This window comes from Polaribacter sp. L3A8 (genome assembly GCF_009796785.1).
In the GTDB taxonomy this organism is placed as follows: domain Bacteria; phylum Bacteroidota; class Bacteroidia; order Flavobacteriales; family Flavobacteriaceae; genus Polaribacter.
In genome coordinates this window covers 1,414,071-1,434,202 of record NZ_CP047026.1, presented here as the reverse complement: position 1 = coordinate 1,434,202, position 20,132 = coordinate 1,414,071, and the positions used below count along the sequence as shown (strand labels likewise).

Sequence of the window (20,132 nt, the reverse complement as noted above, 5' to 3'; positions counted from 1 at the left end):
GTGGGCTTACAATTATACAATTCAACAATTACACTTTTACACATTTTATATGTTTTTAACTATTTTTAAGCAAGAATTAAAATACTGGTTTAACAAACCTGTTTTTTATATTTATATATCAATATTTTTATTAATTTCTTTCTTTTTATCTGCAACATCTGCGGGTATTTGGGACGGAATTACAGGAACAACAGGTTCTTCTAGAATTGTAAATTCGCCAATTGGCGTTACCGGTATTTTTAATGCATTTACCATTTTAATATTTTTCTTGTTTCCATCTATTATAGGAGTTTCTATTTACAGAGATTTTAAAAGTGAAATGCACACCATTTTATTTTCGTATCCGTTTACCAAAACAAATTATTTATTCGCTAAATTTCTTAGTGGTATTGTAGTGGTTTCTGCTATTGTTTTAGTGGTTGCATTGGGTATGATTATTGGTTTTAGATTTCCTGGAACCAATTCAGACATTGTAGGCGATTTTAATATAATGACTTATTTAACAGTTTATTTGGTGTACTTATTACCAAATATATTGTTTTTTGGCGCCGTTGTTTTTGCGGTTGTTACTTTCTCTAGAAATATTGCAGCTGGTTTTATTACGGTAATTATTTTAATGTTTGTACAAGGAGCAATTTCTAGTATTTTATCAGAACCAGAACACGCTACTTTATTGGCTCTTTTAGATCCTTATGGTTCATCAGCATCTTCTTATTATACTAAATACTGGACTGTTTCTGAGCAGAACGAAATGCAAATTCCTATTAAAGAATTAGTTGTTTACAATAGGTTATTATGGTTGGTAATTTCTTCTGTAGTTTTTGGTTTGGTTTTTAAATTCTTTAAATTTAATCAGAATGCAGTTACACTTTCTTTTAGAAAAGCAAAATCAGAAAGAGTTACAAAAACTAATTTTAGCGGAATTACAAAAATAACCTTACCAAAGGTAACGCACAATTATTCTTTTGTTCAGAATTTAAAAGTAATGTGGAGGTTGTCTATTATAGACTTTAAATATATTTTTAAGAGTTTACCATTTATTTGTATTCTTATAGTAGGACTTTTAATGTTATTTGGAACCTTATTTATTTCTAGCGAAATTTTTGGTACGGATACATTACCTGTTACTTGGCAAATGCTAGGCGGTGGAAATATTTTTAGTTTATTTGTAATTAATATTTGTACTTTTTTATACGCAGGTATGTTGGTACAAAGAGCAAGAACTGCAAAAATTAATCATTTGGTAGATAGTACACCAATACCAAATTGGACTTTATTATTCTCTAAATTAATTGCTATTTTAAAAATGCAATTGGTTTTATTGGCAGTAATTATGGTTTCTGGTATGTTGTTTCAAGCCTATCAAGGATACTATAATTTTGAAATTGGTCATTATATAAAAGAGCTATTTGCACTAAAGTTTTTAAACTATGTAATTTGGGCTTTCTTAGCAATATTTGTACAAACACTATTTAAAAATCAATATTTAGGTTTATTGGTTTTGTTGATAATCGCTATCGGAATTCCGTTTTTAAGTTTAGTCGGCATCGAACTATCAATATTTAAATACAATGAAGGACCAGGTTTTAGTTATTCTGATATGAATGGTTATGGCTCTGCATTGTCTAGATATTTATGGTACAAAATCTATTGGATTTTAGGAGGAACTTTATTATTAATTGCAAGTGTTTTATTTTGGGTTAGAGGCTTACCAAGCTCTTTTTCTGAAAGAGTAGATATAGCAATTGCAAGATTTAAAACACCTCAAAAAATTAGCTTAGCAATAGTTTTAGTTGCTTTTTTAACTTTGGGAGTTACTATTTATCAGGCAACAAAGTCTGATGAAAAACATACAGCATCAAAACAAGCAGAATTAAATGCTGTTAAATGGGAGAAAACATATAAAAAATATGAAAATTATAAACAACCAAGAATTGTAGCTATAAATGCTGATGTAGAAATTTATCCGAAGAAAAGAACCTATAAAGCGAGTGCCGTTTTTACGATGGTAAATAAAACAGACAAGGCAATTGATAGCATTTTCTTAAACCATAATGCATTAGAAAGTAGTTTTGAGTTTAATAAATCAAATAATTTGGTTTTAGAAGACACGGTTTTTAATTTTGATATTTACAAGTTCGATAAAAAAATACAACCAGGAGATTCTTTGCAATTAACGGTTTATGTTAAGAGTGATGAAAACACCATGTTTCAAAGAAAATCTCCTGTTTTAGAAAACGGAACCTTCTTAAATAATTTTTCAATGTTTCCTTCTTTAGGATATTCTTCTGGCGGAGAACTTACAGACAATAAAACACGTAAAAAATACAAGTTACCACCAAATAATTTACGTCCGCAACCAACAGATTCTACTGCTTTAGGAAATACCTATATTTCTAAAGATTCTGATTGGATAGATTTTGAAGCAACAGTATCAACATCAAAAGATCAAATAGCCATTGCACCCGGTTATTTGCAAAAAGAATGGACAGAAGGAAATCGTAAATATTTTCATTATAAAATGGATAGTAAAATGTTAAATTTTTATGCATTTAACTCCGCAAAATATCAAGTTAAAAAAGAAATTTGGAAAGGAATTAGTTTAGAAATTTACTATCACAAACCACATGATTATAACTTAGATAGAATGATGAAAGGGATGAAAGCGTCTTTAGATTATAATTCTAAAAACTTTAGCCCTTATCAACATAAACAATTAAGAATTGTAGAGTTTCCAAGAACAGGAGGAAGCTTTGCACAATCTTTTCCAAATACCATTCCGTTTTCAGAAGGTGTCGGTTTTATTGCAGATGTAGACGATACAAATGATGATGGAGTAGATTATCCTTTTGCAGTAACAGTGCATGAAGTAGCGCATCAATGGTGGGCGCATCAAGTAATAGGAGCAGATGTTTTAGGAGCCACAATGTTATCAGAAAGTTTATCGGAATATGTTGCTTTAAAAGTGTTAGAACATCAGAATGGTAAACCTAAAATGCGTACCTTTTTAAAAGAAGCTTTAGATGGTTATTTAATTAAGAGAACATTAGAAACAAAACGAGAAAAACCGTTAATGTATAATGATGGGCAAGGGTATATACGTTATCAAAAAGGATCGTTGGTTTTTTATGCTTTGAGTGATTATATTGGAGAAGAAAAGTTAAACGCAACTTTAAAAAAGTATGTAGAAAAAGTGAGGTTTCAAGAAGCACCTTATACAACTTCTGTAGAAATGGTTAATTATATTAGAAAAGTAACTCCAGATTCTTTACAATATGTAATTAAAGATATGTTTGAAACGATAACACTTTATAAAAATAGAATTGTAGAAGTAAAATCTACAGAATTAGAGAGTGGAAAATATCAAGTAGATATTGAGTTTGAAGTTTCTAAATATAGAAACGATGAAAAAGGGAAGAAGTTTTATGGAGAAAAACTAGGTGATACTTTAAGTTATCAATCAGAAAAAATGAGCAAGCCAATTTTATCTTTGCCTTTGCAAGATTATATTGATATTGGTATTTTTACAGAACAAGAGGTTGATGGAAAAAAGAAAGAAAAAGAACTGTATTTACAAAAACATAAGATTACGCAAATTAATAATAAAATAACCATTATTGTTGATGAAAAACCCGTTGAGGTAGGGGTAGATCCTTATAATAAATTAATAGACACAAAATCTGACGATAACAGAAGAAAATTATAAGAGATGAAACATAAAAGCAATATATTATCTGCTTCTGCATTTTTTTTAATTATTGCAGTATTGCAAATTTTGGGACTTTTGTTTAACGATACTCTGGCTTTTGTAACGAGTCCGTTTATAACTATTTCATTGGCAATTGTTTATTTAACCTCAGTAAATAAAGTTAATTTAGGCTATACCGCTGCATTGTTTTTTTCTTTTTGGGGAGATCTTTTTTTACTTTTTAAAGCAGACTTTTTATTGTTCGGACTAGTTTTCTTTTTAATTGCTCAAGCTTTATTTATAAAAGTTTCCTTTAGTTTTTTAATAAAAAAAAGTTTTACTAAAACAGTGTTATCTTCCATACCTTTTTTAATTATTTTTGGAGGTGTCGTTTATGTAGTAAATAAAAGTCTAGGAGAAATGTTATTTCCGATAATTGTATACGGAATTGTTATTTGTTCTTTTGGTACAATTACTTTATTAAATTATTTTCAAGAAAAAAGCACAGAAAACTTATGGTTAATATTAGGAGCCGTATTTTTTATATTGTCGGATAGTTTGTTTGTAATTCATAAGTTTTATGATATCAATGAAGTGTATAGAATTACTATGATAACTACTTATATTTTGGCACAGTATCTTATTTGCAAAGCAATGATTGCTAAGAGTGTAAAAGCCTAAATAAAAAATTTAATATTTTTTTTAATGAAAAATCTATTTTTAATTCTTTTTGTAATTAGTGTTTTGGTATCTTGTACAAAGGATAAAAAAACAAGTTTAACATTTTTAGATGAATTTGTTTTAGCAGATTCAATCTCTTTTCAGCATTTAATTATTGGTGGTTTATCGGGCTTAGATTATGCAAACGGAGACTATTATTTTGTTGTAGATGACGCGCACAATCCTCGTTTTGTAAAAGCCGCAATTAGCATTCAAAAAAATAAGATACAAGCTGTAGATTTTAAAAATGTAGTTTTTTTAAATGATACTGTAACTTCTTATTATAAGGATAATGCCTTAGATCTAGAATCTATTTTTGTAGATGAAGAAAAACAAGAAGTTAATTTTGTAGGAGAGGGCTCTATTAATGATGGTAAAAGCCCAACGATATTTAAAACCGATTTAAACGGTAAGTTTTTAGAAGCTTATGAGTTACCTAAAAGTTTAAGCAATAATAAAGAGATAAAACACAATGCTGTTTTTGAAGGATCTTCTAAAAGTTTAGATGGTAAAGGGTTTTGGGTGGCTATGGAAGCGCCATTAAAAACAGACGGAGAAGAGCCTACTTTTACAAAAACATCATCTCCTGTAAGAATTACTTATTTTGATAAAACATCAAAAAAAGCGACCAAACAGTTTGCGTATCAATTAGAACATATTACAAAACCATCAAAAGGAAATATCAATTTAAACGGTGTTACGTCTATTTTAGAATATAAAGAAAATCATTTTTTTATCATAGAACGAACCTACCAAAGTGGTTATGGAGCGCATGGAAATATTGTAAGAATTTTTGATGCAGTTTTAGATGAGCAAACTACCAATGTTTTAGAGGTAGCTTCATTAAAGGAAACAAAATTTATTCCGCTTAAAAAGCGATTGTTATTAAATTTTGAAGATGAAAAAAATCAATTAACAGACGGAATTGTAGATAACATAGAAGGGCTTACTTTTGGTCCAAAATTAGCAAACGGAAATCAATCTTTAATTTTAGTTTCTGATGATAATTTTCAATTGTATGGAAAACAATTAAATCAATTTATTTTATTAGAAATTAACAATCAATAATTTCTACGAGTACTAATTTAAGAGCGTGTAAGTAATGAGTTTGTCTAAAATAAAAGAAGCTAGATTAAGAAAAAAGTTTGATAAAAAAATCTTACAATTAGCAAAAAACAGAACAGTTTCTCAAAACGAAATTAAAACTGTAGGTATTTTAACAACAGATAGTATTTCTTTAAAGTTAGATTTGCAATCGAAAATAGAAAAGGTACTTGGCGTAAGAAATATCAAAATTTATAATTTTAAGAAATACGATAAATCAGATGCAGTTTCTTTTAAACATTTTTCTGAAAAAGATATCAATTGGAAAGGTCATTTTATACAACCTAATTTTAAAAGTTTTTTAGAACAACCATTCGATTTGTTAATTGGTTATTTTAAAGAACCTAATTTGTATTTACAAAATGCCGTTTTAGAATCTCAGGCAACTTTTAAAGCAGGTTTTTCTGGCGTAAATTCTAAATTATACGAATTAGAAATTTTAGAAAACATAGAACACGTAGATCAATTTACTGCAGAGCTAAAAAAGTATCTTACAATACTTAAAAAGCTAAAAAATTAAACTTTAACAATAAAGTTGTTTATTCTTAGTAAGAATTGTTTTTTTAGTGATGGAATTCAGCTTAAAATTGTAATTTTACCTCTTATAAAATACAGAATAATGCAAAAATTTATTGGAACTGGAGTTGCGTTGATAACACCTTTTAAAGAAGATTTAAGTGTAGATTTTGATGCACTTATCAAATTGGTGAATTTTAACATCGAAAACGGAACAGATTACTTAGTAATCAATGGTACTACTGCAGAAAGTGCAACCATTACCAAAGAAGAAAAACAAGAGATCATTAACGTTATTATTAATACAAATAATAAAAGATTACCTTTAGTTTTAGGTGTGGGTGGTAATAATACTGCTTTAGTTATAGAAGAACTACAAACAAGAGATTTTACAGGATTAGATGGTATTCTTTCTGTTGCACCTTATTATAGTAAACCAACGCAAGAAGGTTTTTATCAGCATTTTAAAGCAATAGCAGCAGCTACAGATTTACCTATTATTTTGTACAATGTTCCTGGTAGAACCGCAAAAAACATGGAGCCTGCAACTACTTTGCGTTTGGCAAATGATTTTAGTAATATAGTAGGTGTTAAAGAAGCAGGGAATAACCAACAACAATATTATACCTTATTAAGAGACAAGCCTGCAGACTTTTTAATTATTTCTGGTGATGATGATTTGGCTTTAGGTGTTGCCTTAGCAGGTGGTTCTGGAGTGATTTCTGTAATAGGACAGGCTTTTCCTAAAGCATTTTCTACCATGATAAATCATGGTTTAAAAGGGAATAACAAAGAAGGTTATGCAATTCATTATAAAATGATGGATGTTGTAGATTACATCTTCGAAGAGAATAATCCTTCAGGAATTAAAACAGTTTTACAAGAATTAGGTTTTTGTAAAAACGATGTTCGCTTACCTTTAGTAAAAACAAGTGCAGAACTTCAATCTAAAATTGCTAAATTTGTAAAGAATTTTTAGATTTACAAACAACTTAAAAACAAAACAATATGTTATCACCAATTATTGAAAAAGCATTAAACGAACAGATAAGAGTAGAAGCACAATCTTCTCAAATATATTTGGCAATGGCTTCTTGGGCAGAAGTTTTAGGTTTTGAAGGAGTTGCACAGTTTATGTATGCACATTCAGACGAAGAAAGAATGCACATGTTAAAATTGGTAAAATTTGTAAATGAACGTGGTGGGCATGCAAAAGTATCTGCATTAGATGCACCTCCGGTAGAATTTGGTGCTTTTAAAGAAATGTTTCAAGAATTATTTAATCATGAGGTACATGTGTCTGCTTGTATTAACGATTTAATTGATATTTGCCTACAAGAAAAAGATTATGCAACCCATAACTTTTTACAATGGTATGTTTCTGAGCAGATTGAAGAAGAAGCATTGGCTAGAAATATCTTAGATAAAATTAAATTAATTGGAGACGATAAAGGAGGTTTCTACTTGTTTGATAATGATATTAAACAATTAATTACTGTAACGGCTCCTCCTCAGCTATAACATTAACAAACTTTTAGCAGCATATAAAATCTTTTTTCACGTTTTTTGTGTCATTATTATATGACATAATTTACTGTCTAAAAAAACGTTTTATTAATCCATATTTAATCACTAATTTTGCACGATGCAAAAAATTAAAAATTTAGCGTGTTTGTTAATGTTCTCACTTGTATTAATTTCTTGTGGAGAATATCAAAAAGTATTAAACAAAGGTACATCTGAAGAGCAATATAAAATGGCTGTAAAAATGTACGAAGGTAAAAAGTACGGGAAAGCTTTACGTTTGTTTGAGAAAATTACACCAACATATAGAGGGAAACCACAAATGGAGCGTATCCAATTTATGGTAGCGCAATCTAATTTTAACGAGAAAAACTATAGTATTTCTGGTTATTATTTTGATCGATTTGCAAAAAATTATCCTAAAAGTTCTAAGAAAGAAGAAGCAGCCTTTTTATCTGCGTATAGTTATAAGTTGGCATCACCAAGATTTAGTTTAGATCCTACGGATACTAATAAAGCACTAGAAGCTTTTCAGGGTTTTATAAATACCTATCCAGATTCAGACAAAATAGAAGAAGCGAATCAGCATTATAAAGAATTAAGATATAAGCTTCAGAAAAAATCTTTCGAAATAGCTAAAACGTATTATAGAACAGCAGAATATGATTTAAGAAATTACAAAGCAGCAATACAAGCTTTTGATAATTTATTGTCAGATTATTTAGGTTCTGAATTTAAAGAAGAAGCATTGTATTACAGGTTAAAAGCAGCTCATGACTTTGTTTTAAAAAGTTATGATAGAAGAAAATCTGAACGTATAAAAGATGCTATAGAAGCTTATGATAAGCTAAAAAGAAATTATCCAGAATCTCAATATATGGAAGATTCAGATAAAATGCTAGCAACCTTACAACAAGAACAAGTAAGAATTGACGCTATAATTGCAAAACAAGTGAAAGCGAATGTTCAAAAATCAAAAAAGAAATAATAACTAATTATGGATTATAAAGATACAAAGGCACCTTTAAGTACGATTACTTATAATAAGGTTGAAATAGAAGCTCCTACGCAAAATATTTATGAGGCTATTTCTATTATTGCTAAAAGAGCAAATCAAATTAATGGAGATTTAAAGAAAGAATTAGTTGATAAATTAGAAGAATTTGCTACTTATAATGATAGTTTAGAAGAAGTTTTTGAAAACAAAGAACAAATAGAAGTTTCTAAATTTTACGAAAGATTGCCAAAACCAACTGCAATGGCTGTTGAAGAATGGTTAAACGGAAAAGTATATTTTAGAACTCCAGAAACAGAATAATGTCTGTTTTAAGTGGTAAAAAAATTCTGTTAGGAATTACTGCTGGAATTGCTGCATACAAAACGGCTAGTTTAGTTCGTTTATTTATAAAATTAGACGCAGAGGTCAAAGTTATTATGACTCCTGCGTCTAAAGATTTTATAACACCTCTTACACTTTCCACGCTTTCTAAAAACCCTGTTCATTCTACGTTTTACGACAAAGAAGATGCAGAAAATGAAATGTGGAATAACCATGTAGATTTGGGGCTTTGGGCAGATTATATGGTAGTTGCTCCTGCAACTGCAAATACGATGTCTAAAATGGCAAATGGAACTTGCGATAATTTATTATTGGCGGTCTATTTATCTGCTAAATGTCCTATATATTTTGCGCCTGCAATGGATTTGGATATGTATATCCATCCATCAACCAAAGAAATTTTACAGAAATTAAAATCTTTTGGTAATACAATTATACCTGCAACTTCTGGTGAGTTAGCGAGCGGATTGGTTGGTGAAGGTAGAATGGCAGAGCCAGAAGATATTGTGTCATTTATAGAAAATGATATTTTATCAAAATTACCTTTAAAAGGTAAAAAGGTGTTGCTTACAGCAGGTCCAACCTATGAAGCCATAGACCCTGTTCGTTTTATAGGAAATCATTCTTCTGGTAAAATGGGATTTGCAATTGCAAAAGCTGCAGCTAATTTAGGTGCTGAGGTTTATTTAATTTCAGGTCCAAGTCATCAAAAAATACAGCATTCTCTAGTACATAGAATAGATGTTATTTCTGCAGAAGAAATGTACAAAGCAGCACATGCCTATTTTAAAGAAGTAGATATTGCAATACTTTCTGCGGCTGTTGCAGATTATAGACCAAAAAATATAGCAACTCAGAAAATAAAGAAGACAACTTCTGCGTTAGAAATTGAGTTAGAACCAACAAAAGATATTTTAGCATCTTTAGGTGAAATTAAAGAAAATCAATTTTTAGTTGGTTTTGCTTTAGAAACCAATAATGAGTTAGAAAATGCAAAAGGAAAATTAAAGCGTAAGAATTTAGATGCTATTGTTTTAAATTCTTTACAAGATAAAGGCGCTGGTTTTGCAACAGACACAAATAAAATTACTATTATTGATAAAGATTTGAATGAAAAAACGTTCGAATTAAAATCGAAAGTAGAAGTAGCTAAAGATATTATTAACGAAATTATACGTAAAATATCTTAATATTTTTGGTCTCCTCGAGCGCAGTCGAGAGGTTTAAAAGAAGGTCTCGACTGCGCTCGACCGGACAGTAAACAACAAAATAAATGCGTAAACTTATATTCTTTTTTCTGTTAATATTTTCAGTTTCTGTGCTAAAAGCTCAAGAATTGAATTGCTTGGTTACTGTTAATTATAACCAAGTACAAGGTTCAAATACCCAGGTTTTTAAAACACTAGAAAAATCGTTGTCAGAATTTATCAATCAAACTAAATGGACAAATAACGAGGTAAAACCAGAAGAAAGAATAGATTGTGCATTTACAATTATTATAAGCTCTAGAGACGCTAATAACTTTACAGCAACGTTACAAGTGCAATCTACAAGACCTGTTTTTGGTTCTACGTATGCATCACCAATATTAAATTTAAAAGACAACGAATTCAACTTTAAATACAATGAGTTCGATCCATTAATTTATAACCAGAATTCTTACGATAGCAATTTAATTTCTACCATTGTTTTTTATGCAAATATTGTTTTAGGTGCAGATGCAGATACTTTTAAAAGAAATGGTGGAGAAGCTTATTTTAAAGAAGCAGAGAATGTAATGTTGCAAGCACAACAAAGTGGTTTAGGCTCTTGGCAAAATGTGGTAGGAAAACAAAATCGTTTTCTTTTGATTGATAGTTTTTTATCACCAAAACTTACCGCATACAGAACGGCCATTTATAATTACCATAGAACAGGATTAGATGAGTTTTCTTTAAATAGTGGAATTGCTAAACAAAATATGGAAGAGGCTATAATCTCTTTAGAGAGTATTTATAACAAAACAGTTGGTAATTATTTAATACGTGTGTTTTTTGATGCTAAATCAGATGAAATTGTAAATATGTATTCTGATGATGTTGTTACAAGAAATCAAGATAGATTAACCGAAGTAGTCACAAAATTATCGCCAAACAACAGCGCTAAATGGAAAAATATTAAGTAAAATAAAATTTTCTGAATATTAAAGGGAGTATCTGATTAATGATATAAGTGAAATAGAAATTCAGTATTGACTTTTTTGTGTTTTTTTTGGTATTGGCTTACTTTATCGATTACTAAGTGATTAATTTAACTTCGTAAATACTAGTATAAGTTTTATACTACTTTTGGCGATAGTATAAAAAACTTTTAAACGAAAATTGAACATAGATGATTTAAAATTACTTTAAAAGAATATTTTGATATCAAAGAAGCACACAAACCATGCTAAAATTTAATTGTAAAATAAAAGGATTTAAAAGCCTTGTGCAATTTTATCTAACTCATTTCTATCAAGTATCGAAATATCTTTACCTTTAAACTCAATAATTTTTTTCTTTTTAAAATCAGATAATAAGCGAATTGCAGATTCTGTTGCTGTACCTATAATATTAGCAATATCTTCTCTAGAAAGATGAATGTTAATAGTGTTTTCTGTATTTGTACCAAATTTATCAAGCAGGTTTAAAAGTGTTTCGGCTAAACGCTGTTTAACTGTCTTTTGCGCCATATCTACAATAACATTATCTGCTTGTTTTAAGGTTTGAGCCATGTCTTTAAGCACGCTCATTGTAAAGTTTGGGTTTTTAGATAAATCCTTTATAATTTCTTCTTTCGGAATAAAACAAACTTGCATATCATTTAAAGCAACTGCTTTAAGGTTAGAAACTTCATCAGAAATTAAGCTTCTTTCTCCTAATAAATCTCCCTTGGTTACTAAACTGATAATTTGGTTTCTACCATTTTCACTCATTTTAGAAACCTTGCAAACGCCATCTTTAATGCAAAAAACTCCTTTTAGACGTTCTCCTTCCTCAAAAATAGCTTCTCCTTTTTTTATTGTTTTTGTGGTTTTACAATTAGACACTCTAGTTAATTCTTCTCTACTTAAGTGGTTTAAAGAATTAAATTGGCGAATAATACATTGCTCACATTTACTCATAATTAAGGAATTTTTGTCTTTCAAAAATAGTGAAAAGCTGACATATATCATATTATAAAATGTATTCTTATAAGAAATTTGCAGTAGGCAAATGAGTAAATATGAAATCTACACAATGTTATCACTGTGGTGATTCTTGTGATGATGATTTAATTATTTTTGATGAAAAAAACTTCTGTTGTAACGGTTGTAAAACGGTATATGAAATTTTTTCTGAGAATGATTTAACTTGTTATTACAATTTTCAGGACAATCCAGGAGCAATTCCGACTGAAATTCAAGGGAAGTACGATTTCTTGGATAATTGTGAAATAGCAGAAAAATTATTGGACTTTAATGATGGGAATATGCAAATAGCAACGTTGTATATTCCTCATATTCATTGTAGTTCTTGTGTTTGGGTATTAGAAAACTTACACAAATTAAACCCTAAAGTTTCTTCATCTCAAGTAGATTTTCCTAAGAAAAAAGTAAGAGTTACGTATAATTCAGATACAACTTCATTAAAAGAGATTGTACTTCTATTAAGTTCCATCGGGTACGAACCTTATATTAGTTTAGAAGACTATGAAGCAGGTAAAAAAAATGTAGACAGAAGCTTAATTTATAAATTAGGAATTGCAGGTTTTGCATTTGGTAACGTCATGTTTCTTTCGTTTCCAGAATATTTTGAGGTAGATGGTTTTTGGATAGAAAAATATAAAAATATCTTTAGATGGTTAATGTTTTTCTTTTCGCTTCCTGTAGTTTTCTATGCGGGTCAAGACTATTTTATATCCGCTTTTAAAGGTTTGCGATCTAAAATATTAAATATAGATGTGCCTATTGCACTTGGTATTTCTGTGTTATTTATTAGGAGCTCTGCTGAAATTATTTTCGATTTAGGAACTGGTTTTTTTGATAGTTTAACCGGTTTGGTTTTCTTCCTTTTATTAGGGCGATTTTTTCAACAGAAAACATATAATTTCTTGTCCTTCGAACGAGATTATAAATCTTATTTCCCTATTGCCGTTACCCGAATATCAGCCAATAATAAAGAAGAAAACGTACCTATTTATGATATCGTAAAAGGAGATCGATTATTAATTAGAAACCAAGAATTAATACCCGTAGATGGAATTCTAATTAACGGAAAAGCAGAAATAGATTACAGTTTTGTAACTGGAGAAGCAGAAGCTGTTGCTAAAAAATCTGGAGATAAATTATTTGCAGGCGGAAAACAACTTTCTGGAGTTATAGAAATGGAAGTTTTATCTTCGGTATCGCAAAGTTATTTAACCCAATTATGGAGTAATGATGTTTTTAATAAAAACAACAAGTCGCACTTTAAAACCATAACAGATACCATTAGTAAAAACTTTACCATCGTTGTTTTGTCTGTTGCTTTTTTATCAACCGCATATTGGTTGTTTTTTGATGCTAGCAAAGCATTAAATGTCTTTACCGCGGTTCTTATAATTGCGTGTCCTTGTGCAATTGCATTGGCAGCCCCGTTTACGTTAGGGAATATGTTACGCATTTTTGGAAAGCAAAAATTTTACTTAAAAAATGCAACAGTTGTAGAGCAATTGGCAGCCATAGATACTATTATTTTCGATAAAACAGGTACGCTTACAACACATAAAGAAAATACAATTTCTTATGAAGGAGCCGAATTAAATCAACAAGAAAAAAGTGTTTTAAAAAGCTCGTTAAGAGCTTCTAATCACCCATTAAGTAGAACCTTGTACAACTCTTTAGAAGATTTAGAAACGTTAGCTATAACAGATTATAAAGAAATTGTTGGTAAAGGAATTGAGGTTACTTATAAAGACTTCCAATTAAAATTAGGGTCGTCCTCTTTTGTGATAAATAATGAAGACAAATCAAGTGTAGATACGGCTGTTTACATCAGTATTAATAATGTTTATAAAGGGAAATACACCTTTAAGAATTCGTATAGAAAAGGAGTAAAAACATTATTTAATGCTCTAAAAAGCAATTTTAAGTTAGCTGTTGTTTCTGGTGATAATGAAGGAGAAAGAATTTATTTAGAAGAGAGTTTACCAAAAGGGACTAATTTGTTATTCAACCAAAAACCAGAAGATAAATTAACTGTTGTTGCAAATCTTCAGAACGACCATAAAAAAGTGTTGATGATTGGTGATGGCTTAAATGATGCTGGCGCCTTGGCACAAAGTGATGTTGGTATTGCTTTATCAGAAAATATTAATGTGTTTTCTCCTGCTTGTGACGGAATTTTAGATGCATCAAAATTTAATGAAATTGGTTCTTATATAAATGCATCAAAAAAAGCGATAAAAATCATTAAATATAGTTTTATACTGTCTTTATGTTACAATGTAGTAGGCTTATATTTTGCAGTAACAGGACAATTAGTACCTGTAATGGCGGCAATTTTAATGCCTTTAAGTTCTATTAGTATTGTGGTTTTTACAACAATTTCTACCAATTTATTGGGGAATAAAATTAAATAATTATGAGTATTCATATCGAAGTAAAAAAAGGAGAAATAGCAGAAACAGTATTGTTGCCTGGAGATCCTATGAGAGCAAAATGGATTGCAGATACTTTTTTAAAAGCCCCTATTCAATATAATAATGTTCGTGGAATGTTGGGATTTACGGGGACATATAATGGTAAAATAATATCTGTACAAGGCACCGGAATGGGCATTCCGTCTACCTTAATTTACGCAACAGAGTTAATTACAGAATACGGAGTTAAAAACTTAATTAGAGTGGGTTCTGCAGGTTCATATCAGAAAGATGTAAAAATTAGAGATATTGTTTTAGCAATGTCGGCATCTACAAATTCGGGTTTAAATACCATGCGTTTTAACGGAGCAAATTATGCGCCAACCGCTAGTTTTAAGTTGTTTCAAAAAGCAGTTGAAGTTGCAAAAGAAAAAAATATAGTGGTAAAAGCTGGCGGAATTTTAAGTTCTGATGAGTTTTATGCGGATGAGTTTGATAGCTATAAAAAATGGGCAGATTATGGTGTTTTATGTGTAGAAATGGAAACCTCTGGTTTGTACACAGTAGCAGCAAAACATAATGTAAATGCGTTGTCTATTTTAACAATATCCGATAGTTTGGTTACCAAAGAAAAGACAACTGCAGAAGAAAGAGAACATACTTTTAAAGAGATGATAGAAATTGCTTTAGAGCTTACTTAAAAATAGTAAAAATGACACAATCACTAGTACAAAAATACAATATTCCAGGACCAAGATACACCAGTTATCCAACCGTACCGTATTGGGACAAAGCAGGAATTGACAAACAAGATTGGATACAATCTTTTAAAACGTCTTTTAAAGAAAGTAATGCATCCGAAGGGATAAGTATATACATCCATTTGCCTTTTTGTGAGAGTTTGTGTACCTTTTGTGCATGCCATAAACACATTACTAAACGTCACGAAGTAGAAGAGGAATATATAGAAACGGTTTTAAAAGAATGGAAATTATATGTTGCTTTGGTAGATGAAATTCCGGTTGTTAAAGAATTGCATTTAGGTGGCGGAACACCTACATTTTTCTCTAAAGAAAACCTAAAATATTTAATGGATGGTATTTTTGAAATAGCCAAAAAACATCCTGACTCAGAGTTTAGTTTCGAAGGGCATCCAAGTAATACCACCAAAGAACAATTGCAAACCTTGTTTAATGAAGGGTTTACAAGAGTCAGTTTTGGTGTACAAGATTATAACGAAAAAGTACAAAAAGCAATTCATAGAATTCAACCTTTTACAGAAGTAGAACAGGTAACAAAATGGTCTAGAGAAATTGGGTACACATCTGTAAGTCACGATTTAATTTTCGGTTTACCATTTCAAACCAAAGAAAACGTCATTTATACCATCAATAAAACAAAAGAATTACAACCAGATAGAATTTCATTTTACAGTTATGCACACGTTCCTTGGGTAAAAGGAGTAGGGCAAAGAGGTTTTAATGAAGATGATTTACCTAAAAATGATGAGAAAAGAGAACTCTACGAAATAGGGAAAGAACTTTTTGCAGAATTAGGTTATGTAGAAATTGGTATGGATCATTTTGCGTTAAAAACAGATACTTTATATGAGGCAACCATCAACAAAACATTGCATAGAAATTTTATGGGTTATACCGCCAATAAAACGCAATTAATGATTGGTTTAGGGATGTCTGCAATTTCTGATTCTTGGTATGCATTTGCACAAAATGTAAAGACGGTAAAGGAATATCAGAAGATTGTAAATGAAGGCGAAATTCCAATTTTTAGGGGACACCTTTTATCCGAAGAAGATAGAATTATTAGAAAACATATTTTAAATATTATGTGTCATTTTTCCACTTCGTGGGATGAAAAACCAATGAGCATCAATAATATTGAAATGCATTTAGATTTGCTACAAGAAATGGAGCAAGATGGACTGGTTATAATTGATAAAAAAGCAAAATCATTATCAATTCCGGAAGAAGCAAGACCTTATGTACGTAACATTTGTATGGCTTTTGACGTGCATTTATTAAAGAACAAGCCCAAAACACAGTTGTTTTCGATGACAATTTAACAAAGAATTAAGAAGTATGATAAATATCATATTTTAAATATGTGACCAATAGTATTTTTGAAAAATCAATTATCAGGCAAGATATGAGCGTAATATACCTACTACTAACTATAAGTATTATAGTAGCAATTGTATTTTTTATAGCATTTATTTATTCAGTGAAAACTGGGCAGTATGATGATTCATATACGCCTTCAGTTCGTATGCTGTTTGATGATGAATTAGTAAAAGAGAAACAAGAAAAATCAACTTTAGACTAAATTTTATATTATGGAGATGCAACAGTTTTATTACGACAATAAAATCGTTAAAAAGTTTATTTACGCAACCTTACTATGGGGAATAGTTGGGTTTTCTGTAGGTTTACTTTTGGCTTTTATGTTCTTATTTCCCGGACTTACAGAAGGAATATCTTGGTTAAGTTTTGGACGTTTAAGACCATTACACACAAATGCTGTAATTTTTGCCTTTGTTGGTAACGCTATTTATGCAGGTGTTTATTATTCGCTTCAGCGTTTATTAAAAGCAAGAATGGCAAGTAATTTTTTAAGTAATTTTAACTTCTGGGGATGGCAAGCAATAATTGTTGCAGCTGCTATTACATTACCATTAGGTTACTCAACCTCTAAAGAATATGCCGAATTAGAATGGCCCATAGATGTTGCAATTGCATTGGTTTGGGTTGCTTTTGGTGTAAATATGATTTGGACAATCTTACAAAGAAGACAACGTCATTTATATGTAGCAATTTGGTTCTATTTAGGAACTTTTGTTACCGTTGCTGTATTGCATATTTTTAATAGTTTGGCATTACCAGTTACCTTTTTAAAATCATATTCTGTATACGCAGGTGTACAAGACGCATTGGTACAATGGTGGTACGGACATAATGCTGTAGCATTTTTCTTAACCACACCTTTTTTAGGATTAATGTATTATTTTGTTCCTAAAGCAGCAAACAGACCAGTATATTCTTATAGATTATCTATTGTTCACTTTTGGTCTCTAATTTTTATTTATATCTGGGCAGGACCTCACCATTTATTATATACAGCATTGCCATCTTGGGCACAAAATTTAGGAGTTGCATTTTCTATAATGTTATTAGCACCTTCTTGGGGAGGTATGATAAACGGTTTGTTAACCTTAAGAGGAGCTTGGGATAAAGTAAGAACAGATCCTGTTTTAAAATTTATGGTAGTTGCAATTACAGGTTATGGTATGGCAACTTTTGAAGGACCTTTATTATCTTTAAAAAATGTAAACGCAATTGCCCATTATAGTGATTGGATTATAGCGCACGTACACGTTGGTGCATTAGCATGGAATGGTTTCTTAACATTTGGTATGTTATACTGGATGATACCAAGAATGTTTAAAACAAAATTATATTCAGTAGCATTAGCAAATGTGCATTTCTGGATTGGTACTTTAGGTATTATCTTATATACATTACCAATGTATGTAGCAGGTTTTGTACAAGCATCTATGTGGAAACAATTTAATCCTGATGGATCTTTAACATACGGTAACTTTTTAGAAACTGTAAACGAAATTATACCAATGTACTGGATGCGTGCTATTGGTGGTAGTATGTATATTCTTGGTGCATTTGTAATGTTGTACAATGTAATTAGAACTGTAAGAGCTGGTAGCGATGTAACCGATGAGTTGGCAGAAGCACCTGCATTAACTAAGGTTTCTAAATATAGAACTAAAGGAGAAGGATGGCATACTTGGTTAGAAAGAAAACCAATTAAATTAACAATTTATGCAACGATTGCTATTTTAATAGGTGGAGCTGTTCAGATTATTCCAACATTATTAGTAAAATCGAACCATCCCTACTATTAGTAGTGTAAAACCATATACACCTTTAGAGTTAGAAGGTAGAGATCTTTATATTAGAGAAGGTTGTGTAGGTTGTCACTCTCAAATGATAAGACCTTTTAGAAGTGAGGTAGAACGTTATGGAGAATACTCTAAAGCTGGAGAGTTTGTGTATGATCATCCATTTTTATGGGGATCTAAACGTACAGGACCAGATTTACATAGAATTGGAGCTAAATATTCAGATAGTTGGCACTTAAACCACATGTACGATCCACAAAGTACATCACCAGGTTCTATTATGCCATCTTATAAATGGTTAATTAAAAACGAGCTTGATAAATCTGATACTGAAGGGAAATTAAAAGTAATGGTTACGCTAGGGGTTCCTTATTCTGATGACGAAATAGCAAATGCACAACAGCACATGTTAGAACAAGGTACTAAAATTGAAGAAAACTTATATTCAGATCCAGATTTTGCTAAAAACTATGAAGCTGATAAAAAGTATGCAAAAGAAAACGGAGAACCTTTTATAGAGATGAGAAACAGAGAAATTGTAGCGGTTATTGCTTACATACAACGTTTAGGAACAGATATAAAAGTAAAAGACGAACAAAAAATCACTAAAAATTAAGCGATGTTAAAATTTGTAAAAAATTATATGGTAACTATTGCTGGTGTAGAAATATACCCTTTAATATCATTAATCATATTCTTTACTTTTTTTGTGGTCTTATTTTGGTGGGTATTTACTGCGAAAAAAGAATATATAAAAACGGTAAGTAATTTGCCATTAGAAAATTAAAACTGAAAAAAATGAAAAAGTATTTTCAATCTACAGTATATGTAATCTTTGTAATTGTTACGTTTTTAGCGCTTGCAAAGTCGTTTATGGTGTACGAAAACCCATTTAGCGTGTATGAGAATCCATTAGTTTGGATTGCTCTAATTGGTTTTGTCTTTGTTGTTGTTTTAAAAGAAGCAGTAAATGTAATAGCCATTAATAAAGCAACTGAATTACAAAATGAAAAACTAGGTATTGTACCAGAAGAAAGTGATGCTTGGATTAAAAAGTTATTAAAATCTTGGACAAGATCTAAAGATATAGATAGTGAAGAGGAAATTATTTTAGACCATAATTATGATGGAATAAAAGAATTAGATAATACGTTGCCACCTTGGTGGGTGTATTTATTCTACGCTTCTATTGTTTTTGCAGTTGTGTATATGGTGAGGTTTGAGGTTTTAGATGGAGATGATCAAATTGTAGAGTATGAAAAAGCGGTTGCAGAAGCAAAGGTTGAACTTAGAAAATATAAATCTACAGCAACAGATTTAATTACCGCAGAAAGTGTTACTTTATTAACCGATGCTAAAGACTTAGGTAGAGGTAAAGCAATCTTTAAATTAAACTGTGCATCTTGTCATATAGCAGATGGTGGAGGTTCTATTGGACCTAACTTAACAGATGAATTCTGGATTTTAGGAGGAGGAATCAAAAATGTTTTTACAACTATTTCTAATGGAGGTAGAGATGGTAAAGGGATGATTGCTTGGAATAAAACCTTAAAAGCAGAAGATATTGCTAAAGTTAGTAGTTATGTGCTTTCCTTACAAGGAACTACGCCTGCTAACCCAAAAGCAGCTCAAGGAGAAAAATGGGTAGCAGCAGAGTAAATTAATTAAGTAGTATAAAATTATTTAGG

At 30.3% G+C, this 20,132-nt stretch carries 17 protein-coding genes and 1 pseudogene; 17 read left to right on the top strand and 1 reads right to left on the bottom strand.

Annotation, left to right across the window (positions count from 1 at the left end):
* Nucleotides 1-49 precede the first annotated feature (49 nt).
* The 10 genes from GQR92_RS05770 (at nt 50) to GQR92_RS05725 (ending at nt 11,055) form a co-directional block, all read left to right on the top strand.
* The gene (locus GQR92_RS05770; RefSeq protein ID WP_158838226.1) at nt 50-3,706 is read left to right on the top strand and encodes an ABC transporter permease/M1 family aminopeptidase; all 3,657 of its coding nucleotides are present in this window, start codon (nt 50-52) and stop codon (nt 3,704-3,706) included.
* Nucleotides 3,707-3,709: 3 nt separating this feature from the next.
* Nucleotides 3,710-4,369, top strand: coding sequence for a lysoplasmalogenase (locus GQR92_RS05765; protein ID WP_158838225.1), 660 nt, complete (start codon nt 3,710-3,712; stop codon nt 4,367-4,369).
* A 24-nt stretch (nt 4,370-4,393) separates the two neighbouring features.
* Entirely contained in the window at nt 4,394-5,476 is a 1,083-nt protein-coding gene (locus GQR92_RS05760; protein ID WP_158838224.1) for an esterase-like activity of phytase family protein, read from the top strand.
* A gap of 40 nt (nt 5,477-5,516) precedes the next feature.
* Complete coding sequence (locus tag GQR92_RS05755; RefSeq protein WP_441339133.1) at nt 5,517-6,032, top strand: DUF6913 domain-containing protein; 516 nt, start codon at nt 5,517-5,519, stop codon at nt 6,030-6,032.
* A gap of 99 nt (nt 6,033-6,131) precedes the next feature.
* A complete protein-coding gene (gene dapA, locus GQR92_RS05750) occupies nt 6,132-7,007 on the top strand; it encodes a 4-hydroxy-tetrahydrodipicolinate synthase (RefSeq protein ID WP_158838222.1) in 876 nt (291 codons plus the stop codon).
* 29 nt (nt 7,008-7,036) lie between these two features.
* On the top strand, nt 7,037-7,549 hold the full coding sequence (locus GQR92_RS05745) for a ferritin (RefSeq protein WP_158838221.1): 513 nt from the start codon (nt 7,037-7,039) through the stop codon (nt 7,547-7,549).
* Nucleotides 7,550-7,673: 124 nt separating this feature from the next.
* On the top strand, nt 7,674-8,540 hold the full coding sequence (locus GQR92_RS05740) for an outer membrane protein assembly factor BamD (protein ID WP_158838220.1): 867 nt from the start codon (nt 7,674-7,676) through the stop codon (nt 8,538-8,540).
* Between the two features lie 9 nt (nt 8,541-8,549).
* The gene (locus GQR92_RS05735; protein WP_158838219.1) at nt 8,550-8,870 is read left to right on the top strand and encodes a DNA-directed RNA polymerase subunit omega; all 321 of its coding nucleotides are present in this window, start codon (nt 8,550-8,552) and stop codon (nt 8,868-8,870) included.
* Entirely contained in the window at nt 8,870-10,081 is a 1,212-nt protein-coding gene (coaBC, locus tag GQR92_RS05730; protein ID WP_158838218.1) for a bifunctional phosphopantothenoylcysteine decarboxylase/phosphopantothenate--cysteine ligase CoaBC, read from the top strand. Before GQR92_RS05735 ends, coaBC begins: the two co-directional genes overlap by 1 nt.
* A gap of 83 nt (nt 10,082-10,164) precedes the next feature.
* A complete protein-coding gene (locus GQR92_RS05725) occupies nt 10,165-11,055 on the top strand; it encodes a DUF4835 family protein (protein WP_158838217.1) in 891 nt (296 codons plus the stop codon).
* 291 nt (nt 11,056-11,346) lie between these two features.
* Here GQR92_RS05725 and GQR92_RS05720 read toward each other — a convergent pair whose 3' ends face one another.
* The gene (locus tag GQR92_RS05720; protein ID WP_158838216.1) at nt 11,347-12,033 is read right to left on the bottom strand and encodes a Crp/Fnr family transcriptional regulator; all 687 of its coding nucleotides are present in this window, start codon (nt 12,031-12,033) and stop codon (nt 11,347-11,349) included.
* 101 nt (nt 12,034-12,134) lie between these two features.
* Between GQR92_RS05720 and GQR92_RS05715 the strand changes: the two genes are divergently transcribed.
* The 7 genes and pseudogenes from GQR92_RS05715 (at nt 12,135) to GQR92_RS05685 (ending at nt 20,103) form a co-directional block, all read left to right on the top strand.
* Nucleotides 12,135-14,510 carry a heavy metal translocating P-type ATPase gene (locus GQR92_RS05715; protein ID WP_158838215.1) on the top strand — a complete coding sequence of 792 codons (2,376 nt, stop codon included), beginning with the start codon at nt 12,135-12,137 and terminating at the stop codon, nt 14,508-14,510.
* A gap of 2 nt (nt 14,511-14,512) precedes the next feature.
* Nucleotides 14,513-15,211, top strand: coding sequence for a purine-nucleoside phosphorylase (gene deoD / locus GQR92_RS05710; RefSeq protein ID WP_158838214.1), 699 nt, complete (start codon nt 14,513-14,515; stop codon nt 15,209-15,211).
* A gap of 11 nt (nt 15,212-15,222) precedes the next feature.
* On the top strand, nt 15,223-16,593 hold the full coding sequence (gene hemN, locus GQR92_RS05705; protein WP_158838213.1) for an oxygen-independent coproporphyrinogen III oxidase: 1,371 nt from the start codon (nt 15,223-15,225) through the stop codon (nt 16,591-16,593).
* 83 nt (nt 16,594-16,676) lie between these two features.
* Entirely contained in the window at nt 16,677-16,853 is a 177-nt protein-coding gene (gene ccoS / locus GQR92_RS05700) for a cbb3-type cytochrome oxidase assembly protein CcoS (protein WP_158838212.1), read from the top strand.
* Between the two features lie 10 nt (nt 16,854-16,863).
* A pseudogene (ccoN, locus tag GQR92_RS05695) lies at nt 16,864-19,060 on the top strand (cytochrome-c oxidase, cbb3-type subunit I).
* Nucleotides 19,061-19,063: 3 nt separating this feature from the next.
* Entirely contained in the window at nt 19,064-19,231 is a 168-nt protein-coding gene (locus tag GQR92_RS05690) for a CcoQ/FixQ family Cbb3-type cytochrome c oxidase assembly chaperone (RefSeq protein WP_158838211.1), read from the top strand.
* An 11-nt stretch (nt 19,232-19,242) separates the two neighbouring features.
* On the top strand, nt 19,243-20,103 hold the full coding sequence (locus GQR92_RS05685) for a cbb3-type cytochrome c oxidase N-terminal domain-containing protein (protein ID WP_158838210.1): 861 nt from the start codon (nt 19,243-19,245) through the stop codon (nt 20,101-20,103).
* The last annotated feature ends 29 nt before the right edge of the window (nt 20,104-20,132 follow it).